This window comes from Halosimplex carlsbadense 2-9-1 (genome assembly GCF_000337455.1).
GTDB classification, from domain to species: Archaea; Halobacteriota; Halobacteria; order Halobacteriales; family Haloarculaceae; genus Halosimplex; species Halosimplex carlsbadense.
Map to the genome: position 1 here is coordinate 41,593 of NZ_AOIU01000005.1, position 17,573 is coordinate 59,165.

Consider the following 17,573-nt stretch of genomic DNA (forward strand, 5'->3'; position numbering starts at 1 on the left):
CGCGGCCGACTGAACCGGATCATGTTGCCTATTTGCGGCAGCGACGGCGAAGGGTGCGCGGAAGTGCGCTTTTATGTAGAACGGAGCCTTGTGATCGAATAACCGAATGAGCGACTCACAGAACGTGCAGGCGGTCGAAGAGGAGCAGGTCGAATCGGAGGACGAACGCGAGGTCGACACCTCACACCTCGACGGCGTCGAGGACGGTTGCGGCTGTGCCGAGGTGTGGGAGCACCTCTCCGACGAACGCGACGAGTAGGCCGGGCGTCTGTTTTCCGGCAGTGCAGACTGATTCCACGAGTGGCATCGGTGCGTTCCGGGTACCGGCGGCGACGTTGTTACTGGACGACGGGCTCACGGTCTCGTTCTCACACGCCGACTGTCGAGTGGTCGTCGACGGCGGCGGCCACATCGGCGCCGCGGACTGACCGGATCGACCCCGGTAGCCGACCTACTCCGCGCCGAGGAGCTGGTCGACGATGTCCTCGGGGTCGAACGGTTCGAGGTCGCCGTAGTCCTGGCCGGTGCCGAGGAAGAGAATCGGTTTGCCCGTGACGTGGGCGATGGAGATAGCCGCGCCGCCTTGCGGGTCGGCGTCGGCCTTCGTCAGCACCGCGCCGTCGACCTCCGCGGCGTCGTCGAACTCGCGGGCGCGGTTGACGGCGTCCTGACCCGCGACGGCCTCGTCAACGAACAGCGTCATGTCGGGGCCGATCACCCGGTCGATCTTCGAGAGCTGGTCCATCAGCCCGTCCGAGGTGTGCAGGCGACCCGCCGTGTCGCCCAGCACCACGTCCACGTCGTTGGCCTTCGCGTACTCGACGGCGTCGTAGATGACCGCGGCGGGATCCGACCCCTGCTCGTGGGAGATGACCCGCTTGTCCAGCGCCTCGGCGTGTTGCTGGAGTTGCTCGTTGGCGCCGGCGCGGTATGTGTCGCCGTTGGCCAGCACCGCCGACAGGCCGCGGTCCTCGAAGTACCGGGAGAGCTTGGCGATGGTCGTCGTCTTCCCGACGCCGTTGACGCCGGTGAAGATGATGACCACTGGCGCGTCCGCTTCGGCGACCCGCTCGTCGAAGTCGAACTGCCCGACGCTGATCACGTCGTACAGCGCCTCGCGCAGCGCGTCGCGGACGAGGTTGCCCGTCGAGGACAGCCGCCGGCGCGTGTCACCGACGAGGTTCTGTTCGACGCCGTCGAGGATCTCCTCTGCGACCCCCATCTCCACGTCGCTCTGGAGCAATGCGAGTTCCAGGTCGTCGAGGTGGTTCTGCAGGTCGTCCTCGTCGATGACCGTCTTGCCCGTCGCGAACAGCTTCGCCCGCTGGCCGAGGCTTCGCCCGTCGTCTTCGTCTCCGGCCTCGTCCTCGGCCTCCGCCGGCTCGTCGTCGCCGGCCGCGTCCTCGTCCGCTTCGCCGTCGGGCGCGTCCTCGTCCACTTCGGCGTCGGACGCGTCGGTGTCGGTGTCGGGCTCGGGCACGTCGGCCTCGGTCTCGTCCGACTCGGCGTCCACCGCGTCCGCTTCGACCGACGCTTCGTCGACCGTCTCGGTGGACGCGTCGCTGGCTTCGGCATCTGCCGCCTCGGCCTCCGGGTCGTCGGCTTCCTCGTCGACCGCCTCGTCGTCGACGTCCTCCTCGACATCGTCGCTGAAGCGGCCGAGTTTCTCTTTCAGTCCGTCGAACATCGGGCCTTACTCGTCGTCCTGCTGCTGCATCTGCTGCATCTGCTGCATCTGCTGTTGCTGCATCTGCTGGGCCTGCTGTTCGAGCTCCTCGCTCTCGGTCTCCAGCTCGGCGATGTCCGAGCGGACCTCCTCGATGCGCTCGTCGAGCGTGTCCTGCTTGTTCTCGAGGATGTCGACCGCGTCGTCCTGGTCCTGCTCGGCGGCGTAGCCGGCGCCGAACTCGACGATGACCTCGTCGATGTCCTGGATCTCGGCGCGGAGGAACGCGTCGCCGCCCAGCGGCACCTGCACGGTGTCGCCGGACTCGATGGCCTCGATGGCCTCCATGGCCTCGTTCATCTCCTGCTGTTCGTTCTGGAGCCCGCTGATCTCATCCTCAAGGGCCTCGATCTGCTCCTCGATCTGCTCGATCTCCTGTGCGATCTGCTGCATCTGCTGCTGACCGCCGCCGCCACCACCGAGGCTCATGCGTCGACCCCCTCGATCTCGACCTGCGTGCGCTTGAGTCCGTGCTTCGAGCCGAACTCGGCGAGGACGTGCTCGCGCGCGACGTTCTCGTTTACCGCCTCGATATCCTTCTCGAAGGACTGCCAGCCGTCGCGGGCATTCCACTGCCCGGTGACTGTGAACTCACTCATGTGTCCCGCTGGGAGAGCGAGCGGGAAGTACCTTCCGCAACGAATTCTCGCCGCCGTCACCGCGCCCGTCGGACGCCGCCTCCGCCGGCGCTCACCGCGACCGCGCGAGACGAGTCGGTGAGCGCACCTGACGCCCTCCGGACAGAGAGACGTGGCGCGGTTATCGATCGGCGGCGACCGCGTGCGAGGCCGAAACCGTCGGTCGTGGGGTGCGGTTCGAGGCGGTCAAGCCGGTGCCGAACGTGCCGGGCGCCGAGGCTGCACAGGTCAGAGAGGAGAGCGTCTGGCCGGCTGCGACCGTCGACCCGCGGGCTAGTCGATGTAGCCCAGCGCCGACTCGATGCGGCCCAGTTCCGGGCCGGTGGTGTCCTGGCCGACGACGTAGCCGTGGTCGTTGGCGACCAGACCGGACCCGACCAGCGGAGCGCCGTAGTTGACGGTGCCGATGTCGGCGGGCACGTCCAGCAGCTCCTCGAGGAAGTCGAGTTCGGCGTCGGTCGCGTCGGGGTGACAGAGCACGCCGTCGTTGGTCGCGACCGCCGCGGTTCCGACGGTGCGCGACCCGGCGAGGACGCCCTGTTTGACGGGGACCCCGAGGGCGTCCGCGACGGCGTCGGCAGCCGACTCGGAGAGGTCGGGGTGGACGTAGGCGCCGCTGTCGTTTGCGAGGACGACGTTGCCGGCGGCGTTGATCCGGCCGGGGAGTTCGCTGACGGGGAGCCCGGTCGCCTCGGCGATCGCCTCGCGCTCGCGGTCGCGGACGCGGCTACTGACGAGCAGCCCGTTGCCGTTGCCGGTCGCCAGCGCGCCGACGGTGCCCGAGCCGCCGACGGTCGTCGGGACCGCCGGGACCGCGAGTTCGTCGGCCAGGTCCTCGCGGAGGTCCTCGTCCACGTCCGGGCGAACGAGCAGACAGTCGTCGGTCGCGCGTGCGAAGACACCGACATACGCCGAACCGGAGAAGGCCGCGCGGAGCAAGTCTACTCTGCGGTCTCGGCTTCGACGACGCTCTCGCCGTCTTCCTCGAAGCGAGCGGCTCGAACGCGCAGCTTGCGCGGCGGGTTCGAGCGACCGTTGGCCCACACGGCCTCGTTGACCGAGGGGTCCAGACGGATGGCGTCGCCGTCGACGGCGAAGTGCTTGGCGAGGTGCTCGCGGACGATGGACATGGCCTTGTCGGCCTGCTCCTCGTTGGGCGCGGCCTTCACGTCGCGGAGCGGGACGGTCACGACCCGCTCCTCGAAGTCTCCGGCGCTCATTCGTCCGTGTCGCTACGGCGCCAGTGGCGCCGCTTCGGGTTGCGTTCGACGTTGCGGTCCGTCTTGAGCATGACCCACGGCGGAACGCGCGTGTTCTGGCGCTCGAGTTTCCCCAGGCGCTTCTTCTTGGATTTCGACTTCTTACCCATAGTGTCACCCCCTTCCGCCCCGGCGCTTAAATTCCTGTTCCTTTTGCCCGGGACCGCTCACCGCCCGACCACGACGCCGTCCCCGCCCGTTCGGCCGGCCGAGGAGCGGGCGAATCAGGCGAACGCGAGCGGGACCATCACGAGCACGCCCGCGGCGATCCCGCCGAGGAGTTCCCGGCGGCCCCCGCCGGGCAGGTCCGAACCGCGCTCCAGCGCTTCGGGGACGAACTCCGTCGCGACGAGGTACACCATCGCGCCCGCGGCGAACCCGAAGCCGAAGGGGAGGAACTGCTCGGCCAGCGTCACGAAGTAGTAGGCGATCACGGCCCCCAGCGGCTGGGGCAGGCTGGAGAAGACAGCCCACCACGCCATCCGCCACTCGCTGACGCCCATCGACCGCAGCGGGATGGATATCGCCACGCCCTCCGGGACGTTGTGGATCGAGATGGCGACGGTCATGAACACCGCAAGGACCGGCAGCGTCAGGCTCCCGACGGTGACCGTCGCCAGGCTCGGGTCGTCGATCCCCAGTTCGGCGAAGGAGACGCCCACCGCGACACCCTCCGGGAAGCTGTGGACGGTCAGGATACCGAGGATGAGGACGAGTTTCCTGAAGTCGGCCTCCTCGTACTCCTTCGGGTGAAACTCCGCGCCCTCGAGCAGTTCGTGGGCGACGACCACGAGCAGGACGCCGACCAGCACGCCCGGACCGATGGCGAGCGCTGCGTCGACGAACCCGCCGTCGACGACCGCCAGTCCCTCCCGGATCAGCCCGAACAGCGACGCCGCCACCATGATGCCCGAAGCCAACCCCCACAGCACCACGTTCCACCGGTCGGAGATATCCTCGACCAGGAAGAACGGGAGCGCGCCCAGCCCCGTCGCCAGCGCGGTCAACAACCCCGCGAGGAACACCAGCCCGAGATTCCCGAGGTCGACCATCCGTACTCGAACCTACGCCGGGCGCGTCCTTAACAGTTATCACTAATCTGATTGTTTTTGGGAGACCTAAAGCGGACGGCCTCCGTGAGCCGCCGACCGGACCCCCCTCGCCCGGCGGGGTCGAGCGCGGTGTGTGACGCCGTGGTTAATGCACCTTATACACACTGCAAACGTTCGAACTCCTATGCGGTGAGATATAAATACTGGTTCGCTGAACAAAGGTGTATGTCAACCACTGAGATGCGCACGGCCGATGTGGACGCGGACGCGGAAGCGGGGAACGCGGGGGAGCCGGGGGCCCGGCCCCACAGGGTCCTCGACCCGATGGGCGCGACCGGCCGGATGACCGTCGAGACGCCCGAGGGGGACGAACGGACGGTCGTCGGCTGTCTGGACGGCCTCGTCGCGGGTCGACTCGACGGGACGGCGCCCGGTTCGACGGTCCGGATGGAGCTATCGCCGGCCGCCGACGGCGAGGGGTACGTCGCCGCGCGCGTCCTCACCGGCGGCCTCCCCGCGCTCTGAGTGCGTCCGGGCTCCCGGTCGGCGCCACTCCGTCTCGCTACAGCGGGAACCGCTCGACGGTGTCGTACGTCGGCCCGTCGGGCCCCAGCACGCTCTCTTTCAACCGTATCTCTTCGACCGCGAGTCGCCCCACGTCGGGGTCGCCCTCGCGGACCGCCTCCTGCACCAGTTCCTTCCCGCCGGCGTGGTCCATCCGCGCGACAGTGACGTGGGGGGTGAAGTCGTGGTCCTCGGCGTCGAACCCCATCGCCGTCGTCCGCTCCTCGACGGCCTCGTGCAGGCGCGTCAGCTCCTCGCCTCCCGAACGCGTTCCGACCCAGACCACGCTGATATAGTCGAGACTCGGGAAGACGCCCAACCCGCCGAACTCGCACTCGAACGGCGCCACGCCGGCGTCGGCGACCGCCGCCGCGAGTTCGTCGACGAGCGCGTCGACCCGCTCGGTGTCGGTGTCGCCGAGGAACTTCAGCGTGACGTGGGCCCCCTCGGGGTCGGTGACGTTCAGGCCCGACGCGCTCGAGAACCGTTCCTGGACGGCCGCCACCTCGTCGGCGAGCCCGTCGAGGTCGACGCTGACGAACAGTCGCTTGCCCATGTTCGCCCCTCGACCCGCGCGCGTCTTCAGCGTTCGGTGGCGCGGCGACCGACGCTCGTGTGGGCGAACGTTGTTTCAGTCGCGGTGAGCGGTGCGGTCGACGCACGTTGTCGAGTGCGGTCGAGACGACAGTTGGCGAGCGCACAGGGAACTCCCGCCACTCACTCGGAAGACGGTCACCGGAGCGCCGAGAGAACGAGGGCGACGCCGACCAGGAGAACGACGACGGCGACGCCGTCGGTGGTGGCGTCGACGGCGAGGAACGAGGCGGTTCCGAGCAGTGCCGCGGCGGTCCCGACGGCCGCGGTCGCGGCCACGTGCGCGAGTTCGAGGCGTGTGGTCGACGCTCCGCGGCCGAGCTGTTCGCCGACGGTGATCCCGTAGCGGCCGGCGTCCCACGCGAGCAGGGAGCAGAGCGTCGCGCCGACCAGCGGGAGCGTCGGCGCGCCGGCCAGCCCCGCCGCGGCGACGCCGGCGACGAGCGCGACGGCGCCGGCGGTGACTCTGCGGCGACGGCCCCGCAGGGCGCCGGCCGCGACGAGTACCGCCCCGAGGAGCCCGAGCGCGCGCCCGCCGGTCGTCGGGAGCCACAGCGCGGCGACCACCGCCAGCGCGACCGCCAGCCGAGCGCTCGTCCGCGCGGGCGAGCGGTCGACCGACCCGGTCCCCGAACTCGCCGCCCCGCCGACTCGCTCGTCGGTCGGCGCGCTCGAGCGGTGACGCCTCGCTCGGTCGTCGTCCGTCCGGTCGGACTCCGGGTCCGCCCCCGAATCGCCTCCGGGGGCGGCGACGGGCCCGTCGGTGGCTGGCGGCCGGCCGGTGGCGTCGCTCACGCCGACCACCGCCGTCGGGCCCGCGCGAGCGCGGCGTCGAAGCGCTCGCCGCCCTCCCAGTCGACGACGCGGACGCCCGCCGATCGGAGTGCCGACAGCCGCTCGTCGCGCTCGTCGGCCGCCCGCTCGTGGGGGTCGGTGTCCCGGACGGTCGGGTCGGGGCTCACGACGGTCACGTCGCGGCCGTAGGCGGCGAGCCGGCGGGCGACCTGTCGCGGGTAGTCGTCGCAACAGGGGGAGACGAACATGACCTGCGCGTCGGGGTCGAGCCGGCGGTGGATCCGGCGGATCCGCTCCAGCCGGAGGGTCGCGCGCCGGTCGACCGGGTAGCGCTCGTGGAGCTTCCGAGCGGGGGGGACTGGCGACAGCGCGGGATGGACGTTCAGCAGCTCGCGGCCGAGGGCGCGGTGGTCGCCGCCGGCGCCGGGGGCGAGCCGACAGCCCTCCCGCTCGCGGCCGAACGTCTCGAAGCCGACGCGGTCGCCGGCGTCGAGGAGCGCGTCGAACACGCGATGGGCGGCGTCGACGCCGCGTTCGACCGCGTGGTAGCCGTCGGGCGCCGACGCGCGGTAGGCGGCCCGCCGGGTGTCGACGACGAGTTGGACGACCGCCGACCGCTCCTCGCGGAACTCGACCGTCGCCAGCTCACCCGTCTTGGCCAGCTGGCCCCAGTCTATCCGCGAGAGGGGGTCCGAGCGGCGGTACTCGCGGGTGGCGTGGAACTCGATGCCGGGGCCGCCCTCGTCGGTCTCGACGCGGCCGGCGAAGCCGGCGGTCGTCCCGCCGACCGGTATCCGCTCGCCGTCCAGCACCGGGAGCGTGCAGCGCAGCGTCGTCGGCGCGGCGACGGTCGTCTCGTACTCGACGGCGCCGCTGGGGTCCGCGACCGTCACCTCGGCGGGCGTCCAGTCGTGTTCGCCCCGCGTCGCCCGGACGGTGTAGGTGAACGTCGTCCGGGCCCCGGGAGACAGGGGCGCGCCGTGGCGGGCCGAGCCGTCGACGATGGCCACCTCGTCCGGGACGCCGTCGACGACGCGCACGTCCGTCAGGTACTCGTCGCTCTCGTTTCGCAGTTCGACGCCGACGGTCACCGGGTCGCCGGGCTCGGGCGACTCGTCGGCGAGCCGTCGGCGGACGCTCACGGCGGGGTCGCCCGTCTCGGCGTCGCGGAGCGACGGCTCGACCGTCCCCGCGTACCCCGCGACTGCGGCGCCGACCACCCCCGAGAGCACCAGTCCCGGTGCCCGCGAGACGACGCCGAGCCCGCCCAGCACGAGCGCGACCGCGACCACGCCCGTCCAGTGCCCCGTCGCGTGGGCGAGGACCGACGGCCCATCGCTGTTTCCTCCGTGATCCCCTCCGCTCGTGCCGTCTCCGCGGTCGCCCTCGTTCCCGTCGCGGTCCCCGTTGGCCCGGCTTCGGTCCCGAGCCCCGACGAACGCGGGGTCCTCGTCGCCGGGGACGGGGACCAGATAGCTCCCTTCGGGGTCCCGCGGGTGCCAGCGGTCGGGGTCGACGAAGCGCCGACCCGCCGCGCCGGCCAGCCCGACGACGACGACGACGACCGCCGCGAGCGCCGCGACCGCGGCCGTTGCCCGGGAGGTTCCGGGGCCGCCGCCCCACGCGGCCAGTCCCAGGCCGGCGACGACGACGACGACGCCGACCCAGCCCCGACGCTTCATCGCTCGTCTCCCTCCGGTCCGGGTCCGTCGTCGGCGTACGCCGTCTCGATGCGACGCAGCGCAGCGATGGCACGGTCGGCGCGGTCGGCGGGGTCGCGCCCGCCGTAGCGCACCTCCACGAACAGTTCGGTGAGCTCGGCCACGTCGTCGGGGTCCATCCCGGCGGCGGCGGCGGCGTCGGCGAACTCCGCCGGCGCTTTAGTCTCGGCGTCGGGCGCGTCGACGTGGGCGCGCATCTCGTCCCAGGCGCGGTACACCTCGTTGTCCACGTCGGCGTCGGCGTCGATCCGGTCGGCGGCGGCGCCGGCCGTCCGGCCCACCGCCGAGAGGTCCACGTCACCGCCCCCGACGCGCTCGGCTTCGTCGTCGTCACCCAGGGCCTCCAGCGACACGTCCGTGTCGGACTGATACCAGAGGGCTGCCGCTGCGGCGGCGAGTGCGGTGAGTACCAGCGCCGGCCCGGGGAACGGGATCGAGTCACTCCCGGGGATCGAGACGGGGAGGTCGATGTAGAATCCGCCGGCGCTCCCGCCCCCGGTGAACGGTTGGCGCTCGACGATAGACTCGTTTCGCTCCCGGTCGACGCCCTCCGCCGGATTTCCCGGGTCGACGGCGGCGACCGCACCCAGCCCGACGACTGCCGCCGCGATCAGGAGCGCCGTCCCGACCGACCGCCCGATCATCGTCGCACCCCAGCGACCGGGCGCGAGCGCCCGCCGGTCCCTCGCGACCGCGCCGACGCCGCGGCGACGCGCCGGCGTTCGGGCGAGGGCCGGTCCCGTCCCGGTCCGGTGGCGTGTCCGATAGTTACCATCTGTCGACACGAAACGGCTCGATCGATATTGTTCTTTGGGTGACAGAGCGACGAACCGGGGCGGGTCGGCGCCCCGCGGGCCGGCCGGGTCGACGAGTAGCGACGGGACCTGATAGAGAGTATAGTTATTTTCTCTACCAATAAGATTTACATAACCCTGGTTCGATGTAGCGAATGGAATGGCGTCAGGAGCGGTCACGGTCCCGAACGCGGTCGCCGGGTGAGCACCGGAACACGGAGCCGTCAGGCTCGCGAGCCCGCGGTCTACCGTTCCGGGACCGATACCCGGCCGAGCGGTCGGGCCGACCGCTCGGCACACACCATTCCACCGCGGTCCGAACGTTCACCCCGTTCGGAATCCGCACCCGAACCACCCACACCCACCCGAACCCACGCCGTCCGGACACCGCGTCCGGATTTTCACGCCCGTGATCGCGGCCGACACTCGGCCGCGGTCGTCCGTTCCACAAGAAACTTCCCGTCGATAGGCGAACGTGTAGTCGAATGACAACAGCCCCGGACAGCGCCCGCGACGAGGTGACGCTCCGCGAGTCGGTTCCGCCCGCGCGTGCGTGGGCGAAGACCGTCGCGATCGGTCTGTTCATGGGCACGGCCGACGCGGTGCCCGGCGTCTCCGGCGGCACCATCGCCCTCATCGCCGGCGTCTACGAGCGCCTCATTACGGCGATCAACGAGGTCACGCCCCGTCGATTCCTCGACGGCGTCGTCGCGCTCACGCCGCTGGACGGCGGCGTCTCCCTCGACCGCGCCGCCGCCGTCCTCGAAGAGGTCGACGGCTGGTTCCTGATCGCCCTGCTTGCAGGCATCCTCTCGGCGGTCGTCCTCGTCACCCGCATCGTCGACGTCGCCAACGAGGCGGCGCCGGTCCTCCTCTTTGGCTTCTTTTTCGGCCTGATCGGCGCCTCGGCGGTCATCCTCTTTCGCGCGGTCTCCGTCCGGACGCTCCCGGAAGTCGTCGCGGCGGTCGCCGGGTTCGCCATCGCGTTCGTCGTCTCGGGGTACGGCGAGGTGCTCGAATCGGGCGGGCTCCCGGTCGTGTTCGGTGCGGGCGCCCTGGCCATCAGCGCGATGATCCTCCCTGGCATCTCCGGGTCGCTCGTGCTCGTCATCCTCAGCCAGTACGAGCGGATGTCCTCGACGCTCTCGGCGTTCGTCGACGCGCTCGTCGGCGTCGTCACGGGCGGCGGCCTCGCCCCGGTGGTCGACCGCGGCGTCGTCGTGGTGACGTTCGTCTGCGGCGGGCTGGTCGGGCTGTTCACCGTCTCGCGGGTCATCCGCCGCGCGCTCGACGCCAACCGCGAGGTGACCTTCGCCTTCCTCGTCGCGCTCGTCCTCGGCGCGCTCCGGGCGCCCGTCGTGACGCTCAACGGCGAGGAGTACGCGGTCGTCTGGAACACGCCCACGATTCAGGCGTTCGCCGGCGCCGCCGTCGTCGGCGCCGTCGTCGTCTTCGCCCTCGACTGGTACGCCGTGGACATCGACCTCGACGCGGTCTGAGCGGCCGCGCGGCCGACTCACTCACCCGCGTCCAGTTCGAAGACAGAGACCGACCCGCCGTCGTCGTCGTCGTTCGGACTCCCGCTGTTCGGCGCGCCGACCAGTGCCGTTGCTCCCGTCAGCGCGACCGAGAACCCGAAACTGTCGCCGACCGTACCGTCCTCGGCGACCAGTTTGGCCGTCTCCGTCCACTCGCCGTCCGAGCGCGCGAACGCGTAGGCCGACCCCGCCCGCTCACCGTAGGGGTCCTCGTCGCTGGGCGCGCCGACGACGGCCCGGTCGCCGGCGAGCGCGACGCTCGCGCCGAACTCGTCGCCGTCGTCGCCGTCGGAGGCGGTGAGCGTCGCGGCCTGCTCCCAGCCGTCGCCGTCGCGCCCGAAGACGTACGCGCCGCCGGTCCACATCTCGTCGTAGCTGTCGCGGAAAACCGCGCCCGCCAGCACCGTCCCGTCGTCGACGGCGACGCTCCAGCCCAGCCCGTCGTCCTCGCGGCCGTCGGTAGCCGTCAGCCGCGCCCGTCGCTCCCAGCCGCCGTCGGCCCGCTCGAAGACGGTGACCGAGCCGACCATCTCGGTCAGCGCGTCCGTCGCCGGCGCGGTCGCGGGCGTCCCAGGCCCGGTGTCGTCGTCCGCCCCGCCGACGGCGACGGTGTCCCCGTCGGTCGCCACCGCGTCGCCGAACCGGTCGCCCGGCGCCGGATCGCCGTGGGCGAGCGTCGCCGTCTCCCGCCACTCGCCCTCCGCGCGCTCGAAGACGTACGCCGCCCCGCTCTCCTCGCCGCGGCGACCGTTCTCCGGCGCGCCCACGACGGCGGTGTCGCCCGCGAGGGCGACCGCCCGGCCGAACTCGTCGCTGTCGGCGCCCTCGGCCGCGGTGAGCGTCGCCGTCCGTTCCCACCCGTCGTCCGCGCGTTCGAAGACGAACGCCGCGCCGGTCTCGACACCGGACTCGTCGGTCGCGTGCGGCGCACCGACGAGCGCCGTCCCGTCCGAGAGCGCGGCGGCCGCGCCCGCGGCCCGCGGTTCGACGGTCGCGGCCCGGGACCAGCTGTCGCGGTCGAACAGCGTTCCCGTCCCGCTGTGGTCGGTCGCGCCCGCGGCCGACGGCGCGGCGACGAACCCCCGCCGGTCCGAGAGCGCGACCGCCTTCCCGAAGCCGCCGCCCGCGTCGCCGGGCGCCGCCAGCGTCGCGTCGCTGGTCACCCGTCGGAAGGTCGAGCCGCCGTCGGCGGTCTCGGACGGCGTGACACCGCCGGGTTCGGGCGAATCGGCGTCGGTCAGGCCGGGACAGCCCGCGAGGCCCGCCGCGGTCGCCGCGGCGAACGAAGAGAGGAGGGCGCGTCGGGACCGATGCATGCAGGGACCGAACGGGGGGCGGTCACTTAACCCCGCCGGGCGGCGCCCGACGGCCGGCCGTCGTCGAGGGGCCGCCCGCGACCGTCCGCCGCTCAGCTCAGGAACAGCCGCCGCTGGGCCCGCTCGTGTTCCGCCGAGCGCACGTCGACCAGCGGCGCGAACGGGGCCATGTCGTCGATATCGCGCTCGGCGCTCGCCTCGACGGCGTCGACCATGGCAGGTCGCAACTCGTCGAGGACGCGCTGCACCTCGGTCGACCCAAGGCGCATGAGTCGCTGGGCCGCCCCGAGCTGTGCGGTCGCGAACTCGTGACAGGCCAGTAGGCACGCCTCACGCACCGAGACGCCCGCCAGGGCGGCGACGGTCCCGAGGACGACCGCGTAGTTGCCCGGCGCGTCGCCCGCGTCGACCGCCTCGCCGTACTCCGTCAGCAGGTCGTCGTCGCGCAGGTCCCGCTGGAGGGTCAACAGCCGGTCGCCGGTCCGCTCGGAGCTCTCGCGGAACTCCGCCGCGAGCGTCACCGCGGTGAGCCGCCGGTCCGCGCGCTCGACGCCCGTCAGGTCCCCCTCGCCGGCAGCGGCGTGGGCCGCCCGCAGCGCCACCAGGTCGGCGTGGCCGTGTTGCCGGCGGAGGACCGTCCCGACGAGGTCGCCCAGTTCGTCGGCGTCGGTCACGCCGTCGTCCGCGACGAACTGCTCCAGCGCGTAGGAGACGCTGTCGGTCCCCACCGGGAGGAAGGAGTCGGCCAGCCGCAGCGATTCGAGGGTCGCCTCGTCGCTCACGACTCCCCACCTCCGACGGAGTCGTCCCCCGATTTCGGGTCGAGCGTCCGCACGCCGTGGTCATGGCTGTGGTCGCCGTGACCGTGCGAGTGGCCGTCCTCGCGGTGGCCGTTGCCGGCTCCCCCGTGCCCGTGGGAGTGGCCGTCGTCGACGCTCCCCTCGTCGAACAGCGTCGGCGGGACCGCCTCGTATTCCACCGTCGCGCCGTCGGGGAGGTGGGGTTCGACCGTGGTCTCCATCCGTTCGCGGGTGTCCGCCAGCGGGAGGTACGCGCGGCCGTCCTCGACGGCCAGGTCCCAGTGGCGGTTGCCGACGGCGTGGCCGAGTTCGAGCGCGGTCGTCACCGCCGTCCGGTCGGGGTCGGCCACCCCGTCGAAGTCGAGCACCATCGCCTCGACGGCTTCGAGCGACACGATCACGAGCCGGTCGCCGGTCGAGAGCACGTCGCCGTCGCGCAACTCGCGGGCGACGACGACGCCCAGGTCCGTGCCGTCTTCCGCCGTCGTGCGGAACCGCGAGCGCCGCCGCTCGGTCTCGTCGACCGCGATGCGGAGCGGGTCGCCCGACGCGACGCGCTCGGCGACCCCCTCGTCGTCCAGTTGCCCGACGAATTCCTCGGCGACCAGCATCAGGGCCTCCGTGATTCGGGCGCGCCGACGCCCAGCAGGTCGGTTCTCGCCTCGTCCCACGCCGCCCGGAGCGACGCCGTCACCGTCTCCGCGCGGTGGCCCAGCGCCCGCACGACGCACCCAGCGTCGTTCGGCAGGCGCGTCGCGCCCGCGCGGACGGTATCGGCGTGGCCGTCGTCGGCCGCGGCGTCGCCGTCGGTTTCGGGGTCGGGGACCGCACCCGTCGCGACTCCGTGCAGTCGGTCGCTCAGGTCGTCGAGACCGTCGGATTCGTCCGCAGGGACGAGGACGTACAGCGTCCCCACCACCGCGAACTCGCCCATGACACCCGCGGCGGTGGGGTCGGCGTGGGCGGGCCGGAGGTGCGTCGCGTCGTCGACGAGCAACGTGCCGTCGCGGCGGACGCGCAGCCGCGAGAGGTACCGCTCGAAGTCGAAGCGCTCCCCGCGGGCGAGCCGTCCCGGAACCACCACGTCACCGACGACCGCGCTCGCGTCGGCCGCGAGGTCGAGGTCGAGCGCCTGGAAAAAGCGCGAGTTCTCGTGGAGGATGGTCGGCTCGGGCACGTAGTCGAGATGGCCGTCCCGGTCGACGGTGAGAGACACGTCCGCGGCGGCGTAGTTGCGCTCCATCGAGAGCACCTTCTGGGAGCTCTGGGTGGAGACGTGGGCGACGGCGCCCGTCCCGACCTCGACGTCGATCCGGTGGCGGTCGCCCTGGGCGACGCCGCCGGTCGGCGACTGGACGTACACCGTCTCGGCCTCGGGCAGCGGGTCGTGGCCGAGCGTGCCGCTGACGTGGAACGGCGCCCGGGCCAGATCCCGCACGAGGTTCGTCTCCCCCGCCTCGTCGGCGGCGAAGCGGAGTTCGAGCCGGCCGTCTTTCCCGGGCGAGCCGACCGCCGCAGCGGGGAGCGATTCGGTCGCGTAGTCGGCGAACGACGGGTGGGGCGGCTCGTCGATCACGTCGTCCCGGCCCGGTGGTTCGGGCGGTCCGTCGGGCGGCTCGGGCGCTTCGTCGGAGGTGTTCGGGCTGTCTGTGGCCATCTACGCGAACAGCACGCCCTCGCTGACGTGCTCCTGTACGTCCTCGACCCCGTCGCCGGCCTTGCAGTTCGTGAAGACGAACGGCCCCTCCCGAACGTCGGCGGCGTCGGCCTCCAACACGTCCAGGTCCACGTCGACGTGGGGGGCCAGGTCGGTCTTGTTGATCACGAGCAGGTCGCAGTCGACGACGCCGGGCCCGCGCTTGCGCGGGATGTCCTCGCCCTCCGCCACGCTGATGACGTACAGCGAGTAGTCCGCGAGTTCGGGGTTGAACGTCGCGGCGAGGTTGTCGCCGCCGCTCTCGACGATGACGAGGTCGAGGTCCGGGTGGTCGGCGAGGAAGTCGTCGATCTGGGCGAGGTTCATCGAGGGGTCCTCGCGGATACCGGTGTGGGGGCAGGCGCCGGTCTCGACGCCGGCGACCAGATCTTCGGGGACGATCCCCGCGAATCGTTCGCGCAGCGCGTCGGCGTCCTCCTGTGTGAGTACGTCGTTGGCGATGACGCCCACGTCCAGGCCCGCCTCGCGCAGCCGCGGGACGAGTTCGGTGACCAGGGCGGTCTTGCCGGAGCCGACGGGGCCGCCGATGCCGACCGTCGCCACGTCGCGGTGGGTGAGGCTCACGAGTCGGCCTCCTCGGCGTCGGCCGGGTCGCCGCCGTCGGCGGCGCTCTCGGGTTCGCTGTCGGACTCCGTCCCGGCGGTCGAGCGGATCGGGTCGTGGACGGTGACGAGCTTCGTCCCGTCGGGGAAGGTGGGTTCGACCTGGATGATGTCGACCATCTCGGGGACGCCCTCCATGACGTCCTCGGGGTCGAGCAGCTGGGTCGCCTCGGCGCGGATCTCCGCGACGGACCAGCCGTCGCGGCCCCGCTCGAAACACCAGTCGGAGATGTACGCGACCGATTCGGGGTGGTTCAGCGCGACGCCGCGCTCCTTGCGGCGCCGGGCGAGCTCTGCGGCCATGAAGACCGTCAGCCGTTCCTGCTCTTTGGGTGTAAGGTTCATCGTTCAGAGGATGTATCGCTGTCCGAGTGCCACTTCGTCCGTGGGTTCGCCCCGTGCCTCCTCGCCGTCGATCTCGACGACGAACGTCTCGGGGTCCACGTCCACGGACGGACAGTACGTGTTGCGCACGAAGTCGTCGACCGACAGGTCCCGCGTGTCCGCGATCGGCACCACCTCCTTGTTGAGGTCGTACCGCTCGGCCAGCCCGTTCTCGGCGGCCTGGGGGCTGACGAACTGCACGCTCGTCGCGTCGGCCGCTCGCCCCTTCGCGCCGAACTGCGGCCGCTGTTTGACCGGCTGGCAGGTCATCAGCGAGCCGTTGGCCTCGCCCATCGCCGACCAGGCCGGGAAGCCGCCCTTGAGGACGACCGACGGCTTGACCCCGAAGAAGGCGGGGTCCCACAGCACCACGTCGGCGAGTTTGCCGGCTTCGAGCGAGCCGACGTGGGCGTCGATACCGGCGGCGATCGCCGGGTTGATCGTGTACTTCGCGAGATACCGCAGGATGCGGTCGTTGTCGTGGTCCGCGTCGAGATTCGACGGCAGCGGCCCGCGCTCGTGTTTCATCTTGTGGGCGGTCTGCCAGGTGCGGGCGATCAGCTCGCCCATCCGACCCATCGCCTGTGAGTCGGTGGTCATCATCGAGATGGCGCCCATGTCGTGCAGCAGGTCCTCGGCGCCGATGGTCTCGGCGCGCACCCGCGACTCGGCGAAGGCCACGTCCTCCGGTACGTCGGGGTTGAGGTGATGGCAGACCATCACCATATCGAGGTGTTCGTCGAAGGTGTTCTCGGTGTAGGGCATCGAGGGGTTCGTCGAGGAGGGTAGCATGTGGGACTTGCCGACGAGTTCGATGATGTCGGGGGCGTGGCCGCCGCCGGCGCCCTCGACGTGGTAGGCGTGGATCGTCCGGCCGTCGATGGCGTCGAAGGTGTCCTCGGCGAACCCCGACTCGTTGAGCGTGTCGGTGTGGATCGCGACCTGGACGCCGGTCTCGTCGGCCACGTCCAGACAGGTGTCGATCACCGCCGGCATCGCGCCCCAGTCCTCGTGTATCTTCAGCGCGACCGCGCCGCCCTCGACCTGCTCGCGGATCACCTCGGGCTCGTTCGAGGAGCCCTTGCCGTAGAAGCCGACGTTGACCGGCCACTCCTCGGCGGCTTTCATCATCAACTCGAGGTTGCGCACCCCGCTGGTGATGATGCCGACCGTCGAGGGGCCGACGCCGCCGCCGAGCATCGTCGTCACGCCCGAGGCGATGGCGTGTTCGGGCAGCTGGGCGGAGTTGAAGTGGACGTGGATGTCGAGCGCGCCCGGCGTCGCGATCATCCCCTCCGCGGAGATCACCTCGGTGTTGGCGCTGACGATCAGCTCCTCGTCGACGCCGTCCATCGTGTCGGGGTTGCCGGCGTTGCCGACGCCGGCGATGCGGCCGTCCTTGAGTCCGATGTCGGCCTTGATCACCCCCAGCTTCGGGTCCAGTACGACGAGGTTCGTCAGCACCCAGTCGAGCGCGCCCTCCTCGGCGGTGTAGCCGGGCTTGAGCCCCATCCCGTCGCGCAGGGTCTTCCCGCCGCCGAACACCGCCTCGTCGCCGCGGGTGATCCGGTCTTCGGTCACCTCGGCGATCAGGTCCGTGTCGCCGAGGCGGACGCGGTCGCCTTCGGTCGGCCCGTACAGCGAGGCGTACTGGTCGGGGTCGAGGTCCCGCATCACTCGGCCCCCTCGAAGCCCGCCTCGCGCGCCCGGTCGAGCGCCGCGGCCTTCGTCTCGGCGTCGACGGGCCCGTCTGTCAGGGCGTTCATCCCCGTGAGGAGTTGGTCGCCGCCGACGGCAACGAGGTCGACCGTCTTCCGGTCGCCCGGCTCGAACCGGACCGCGGTGCCGGCGGGCACGTCCAGACGCATCCCGAAGGCCTCGGCGCGCGGGAACGACAGCGCGCGGTTGACCTCGAAGAAGTGGAAGTGCGAGCCGACCTGCACCGGCCGGTCGCCGGTGTTGGCGACCGTCACCTCGGCCGTCTCGCGACCCTCGTTGATGCGGACGCCGTCGCCGCGGGCGGTCACCTCGCCGGGCACGAGTCCGTCGCTCACGGCCGTCCCTCCGAACGCG

The 17,573-nt window shown here is 71.6% G+C and carries 23 protein-coding genes; 4 read left to right on the forward strand and 19 right to left on the reverse strand.

The features are described from left to right. The first annotated feature begins 106 nt into the window (after positions 1 to 106). Entirely contained in the window at positions 107 to 259 is a 153-nt protein-coding gene (locus tag C475_RS24165) for a hypothetical protein (protein WP_006881995.1), read from the forward strand. A gap of 22 nt (positions 260 to 281) precedes the next feature. Beyond that, positions 282 to 428: a hypothetical protein gene (locus tag C475_RS23700; RefSeq protein ID WP_161625156.1), complete on the forward strand. Its 147-nt coding sequence runs from the start codon at positions 282 to 284 to the stop codon at positions 426 to 428. A 23-nt stretch (positions 429 to 451) separates the two neighbouring features. Here C475_RS23700 and ftsY read toward each other — a convergent pair whose 3' ends face one another. The 7 genes from ftsY to C475_RS01700 all read right to left on the reverse strand — a co-directional run bounded on the left by ftsY (position 452) and on the right by C475_RS01700 (position 4,675). Further along, the gene (ftsY, locus tag C475_RS01670; protein ID WP_006881996.1) at positions 452 to 1,687 is read right to left on the reverse strand and encodes a signal recognition particle-docking protein FtsY; all 1,236 of its coding nucleotides are present in this window, start codon (positions 1,685 to 1,687) and stop codon (positions 452 to 454) included. Between the two features lie 6 nt (positions 1,688 to 1,693). After that, positions 1,694 to 2,155 (reverse strand): prefoldin subunit alpha, encoded by a 462-nt coding sequence (gene pfdA, locus C475_RS01675; RefSeq protein ID WP_006881997.1) that lies wholly within the window; start codon positions 2,153 to 2,155, stop codon positions 1,694 to 1,696. Then, positions 2,152 to 2,325, reverse strand: a complete 174-nt coding sequence (gene rpl18a / locus C475_RS01680) for a 50S ribosomal protein L18Ae (protein WP_006881998.1) — start codon at positions 2,323 to 2,325, stop codon at positions 2,152 to 2,154. Before rpl18a ends, pfdA begins: the two co-directional genes overlap by 4 nt. A 312-nt stretch (positions 2,326 to 2,637) precedes the next feature. Then, positions 2,638 to 3,303 carry a translation initiation factor IF-6 gene (locus C475_RS01685; protein WP_006881999.1) on the reverse strand — a complete coding sequence of 222 codons (666 nt, stop codon included), beginning with the start codon at positions 3,301 to 3,303 and terminating at the stop codon, positions 2,638 to 2,640. A 2-nt stretch (positions 3,304 to 3,305) separates the two neighbouring features. Further along, entirely contained in the window at positions 3,306 to 3,584 is a 279-nt protein-coding gene (locus C475_RS01690; RefSeq protein WP_006882000.1) for a 50S ribosomal protein L31e, read from the reverse strand. Next, entirely contained in the window at positions 3,581 to 3,733 is a 153-nt protein-coding gene (locus C475_RS01695) for a 50S ribosomal protein L39e (protein WP_006882001.1), read from the reverse strand. The genes C475_RS01690 and C475_RS01695 overlap by 4 nt, the downstream gene beginning before the upstream one ends. Positions 3,734 to 3,847: 114 nt before the next feature. Further along, positions 3,848 to 4,675, reverse strand: coding sequence for a ZIP family metal transporter (locus C475_RS01700; protein WP_006882002.1), 828 nt, complete (start codon positions 4,673 to 4,675; stop codon positions 3,848 to 3,850). Positions 4,676 to 4,900: 225 nt separating this feature from the next. On the opposite strand from C475_RS01700, the gene C475_RS01705 reads away from it, so the two are divergent. Next, on the forward strand, positions 4,901 to 5,200 hold the full coding sequence (locus C475_RS01705; protein ID WP_152436302.1) for a hypothetical protein: 300 nt from the start codon (positions 4,901 to 4,903) through the stop codon (positions 5,198 to 5,200). A gap of 37 nt (positions 5,201 to 5,237) precedes the next feature. Here C475_RS01705 and thpR read toward each other — a convergent pair whose 3' ends face one another. From thpR to C475_RS01725, 4 genes are all read right to left on the reverse strand, one after another. Further along, the gene (gene thpR, locus C475_RS01710) at positions 5,238 to 5,795 is read right to left on the reverse strand and encodes an RNA 2',3'-cyclic phosphodiesterase (RefSeq protein ID WP_006882004.1); all 558 of its coding nucleotides are present in this window, start codon (positions 5,793 to 5,795) and stop codon (positions 5,238 to 5,240) included. 176 nt (positions 5,796 to 5,971) lie between these two features. Then, complete coding sequence (locus C475_RS01715) at positions 5,972 to 6,628, reverse strand: DUF7519 family protein (RefSeq protein ID WP_152436303.1); 657 nt, start codon at positions 6,626 to 6,628, stop codon at positions 5,972 to 5,974. Then, positions 6,625 to 8,310, reverse strand: a complete 1,686-nt coding sequence (locus tag C475_RS01720) for a DUF58 domain-containing protein (protein ID WP_006882006.1) — start codon at positions 8,308 to 8,310, stop codon at positions 6,625 to 6,627. Before C475_RS01720 ends, C475_RS01715 begins: the two co-directional genes overlap by 4 nt. Further along, positions 8,307 to 8,993, reverse strand: coding sequence for a DUF4129 domain-containing protein (locus C475_RS01725; protein ID WP_006882007.1), 687 nt, complete (start codon positions 8,991 to 8,993; stop codon positions 8,307 to 8,309). The genes C475_RS01720 and C475_RS01725 overlap by 4 nt, the downstream gene beginning before the upstream one ends. A gap of 635 nt (positions 8,994 to 9,628) precedes the next feature. Between C475_RS01725 and C475_RS01730 the strand changes: the two genes are divergently transcribed. Then, positions 9,629 to 10,642: a DUF368 domain-containing protein gene (locus C475_RS01730; RefSeq protein ID WP_006882008.1), complete on the forward strand. Its 1,014-nt coding sequence runs from the start codon at positions 9,629 to 9,631 to the stop codon at positions 10,640 to 10,642. A gap of 17 nt (positions 10,643 to 10,659) precedes the next feature. Here C475_RS01730 and C475_RS01735 read toward each other — a convergent pair whose 3' ends face one another. From C475_RS01735 to ureB, 8 genes are all read right to left on the reverse strand, one after another. Continuing rightward, a complete protein-coding gene (locus C475_RS01735; RefSeq protein WP_006882009.1) occupies positions 10,660 to 11,997 on the reverse strand; it encodes an FG-GAP repeat protein in 1,338 nt (445 codons plus the stop codon). A gap of 92 nt (positions 11,998 to 12,089) precedes the next feature. Next, complete coding sequence (locus C475_RS01740; protein ID WP_006882010.1) at positions 12,090 to 12,779, reverse strand: urease accessory protein UreF; 690 nt, start codon at positions 12,777 to 12,779, stop codon at positions 12,090 to 12,092. Next, complete coding sequence (locus C475_RS01745) at positions 12,776 to 13,408, reverse strand: urease accessory protein UreE (RefSeq protein WP_006882011.1); 633 nt, start codon at positions 13,406 to 13,408, stop codon at positions 12,776 to 12,778. Before C475_RS01745 ends, C475_RS01740 begins: the two co-directional genes overlap by 4 nt. Beyond that, positions 13,408 to 14,454 carry an urease accessory protein UreD gene (locus C475_RS01750; protein ID WP_006882012.1) on the reverse strand — a complete coding sequence of 349 codons (1,047 nt, stop codon included), beginning with the start codon at positions 14,452 to 14,454 and terminating at the stop codon, positions 13,408 to 13,410. Before C475_RS01750 ends, C475_RS01745 begins: the two co-directional genes overlap by 1 nt. Next, positions 14,455 to 15,078: an urease accessory protein UreG gene (gene ureG / locus C475_RS01755; RefSeq protein WP_006882013.1), complete on the reverse strand. Its 624-nt coding sequence runs from the start codon at positions 15,076 to 15,078 to the stop codon at positions 14,455 to 14,457. Continuing rightward, a complete protein-coding gene (locus C475_RS01760) occupies positions 15,075 to 15,461 on the reverse strand; it encodes an urease subunit gamma (protein WP_006882014.1) in 387 nt (128 codons plus the stop codon). The genes ureG and C475_RS01760 overlap by 4 nt, the downstream gene beginning before the upstream one ends. Before the next feature lie 3 nt (positions 15,462 to 15,464). Beyond that, positions 15,465 to 17,177, reverse strand: a complete 1,713-nt coding sequence (gene ureC / locus C475_RS01765) for an urease subunit alpha (RefSeq protein ID WP_049929879.1) — start codon at positions 17,175 to 17,177, stop codon at positions 15,465 to 15,467. Further along, positions 17,174 to 17,554, reverse strand: a complete 381-nt coding sequence (gene ureB / locus C475_RS01770; RefSeq protein ID WP_006882016.1) for an urease subunit beta — start codon at positions 17,552 to 17,554, stop codon at positions 17,174 to 17,176. The genes ureC and ureB overlap by 4 nt, the downstream gene beginning before the upstream one ends. Positions 17,555 to 17,573 lie beyond the last annotated feature (19 nt).

What these genes read in the sequence shown, in the direction of transcription:
- C475_RS01725 (WP_006882007.1), bottom strand. Translation starts at nt 8,993, where the DNA reads ATGATCGGGCGGTCGGTCGGGACGGCGCTCCTGATCGCGGCGGCAGTC.
- ftsY (WP_006881996.1), bottom strand. Translation starts at nt 1,687, where the DNA reads ATGTTCGACGGACTGAAAGAGAAACTCGGCCGCTTCAGCGACGATGTC.
- C475_RS01745 (WP_006882011.1), bottom strand. Translation starts at nt 13,408, where the DNA reads ATGCTGGTCGCCGAGGAATTCGTCGGGCAACTGGACGACGAGGGGGTC.
- C475_RS01750 (WP_006882012.1), bottom strand. Translation starts at nt 14,454, where the DNA reads ATGGCCACAGACAGCCCGAACACCTCCGACGAAGCGCCCGAGCCGCCC.
- C475_RS01690 (WP_006882000.1), bottom strand. Translation starts at nt 3,584, where the DNA reads ATGAGCGCCGGAGACTTCGAGGAGCGGGTCGTGACCGTCCCGCTCCGC.
- C475_RS01720 (WP_006882006.1), bottom strand. Translation starts at nt 8,310, where the DNA reads ATGAAGCGTCGGGGCTGGGTCGGCGTCGTCGTCGTCGTCGCCGGCCTG.
- C475_RS01695 (WP_006882001.1), bottom strand. Translation starts at nt 3,733, where the DNA reads ATGGGTAAGAAGTCGAAATCCAAGAAGAAGCGCCTGGGGAAACTCGAG.
- pfdA (WP_006881997.1), bottom strand. Translation starts at nt 2,155, where the DNA reads ATGAGCCTCGGTGGTGGCGGCGGCGGTCAGCAGCAGATGCAGCAGATC.
- C475_RS01735 (WP_006882009.1), bottom strand. Translation starts at nt 11,997, where the DNA reads ATGCATCGGTCCCGACGCGCCCTCCTCTCTTCGTTCGCCGCGGCGACC.
- thpR (WP_006882004.1), bottom strand. Translation starts at nt 5,795, where the DNA reads ATGGGCAAGCGACTGTTCGTCAGCGTCGACCTCGACGGGCTCGCCGAC.
- C475_RS01705 (WP_152436302.1), top strand. Translation starts at nt 4,901, where the DNA reads ATGTCAACCACTGAGATGCGCACGGCCGATGTGGACGCGGACGCGGAA.
- C475_RS01760 (WP_006882014.1), bottom strand. Translation starts at nt 15,461, where the DNA reads ATGAACCTTACACCCAAAGAGCAGGAACGGCTGACGGTCTTCATGGCC.
- C475_RS01700 (WP_006882002.1), bottom strand. Translation starts at nt 4,675, where the DNA reads ATGGTCGACCTCGGGAATCTCGGGCTGGTGTTCCTCGCGGGGTTGTTG.
- C475_RS01730 (WP_006882008.1), top strand. Translation starts at nt 9,629, where the DNA reads ATGACAACAGCCCCGGACAGCGCCCGCGACGAGGTGACGCTCCGCGAG.
- rpl18a (WP_006881998.1), bottom strand. Translation starts at nt 2,325, where the DNA reads ATGAGTGAGTTCACAGTCACCGGGCAGTGGAATGCCCGCGACGGCTGG.
- C475_RS24165 (WP_006881995.1), top strand. Translation starts at nt 107, where the DNA reads ATGAGCGACTCACAGAACGTGCAGGCGGTCGAAGAGGAGCAGGTCGAA.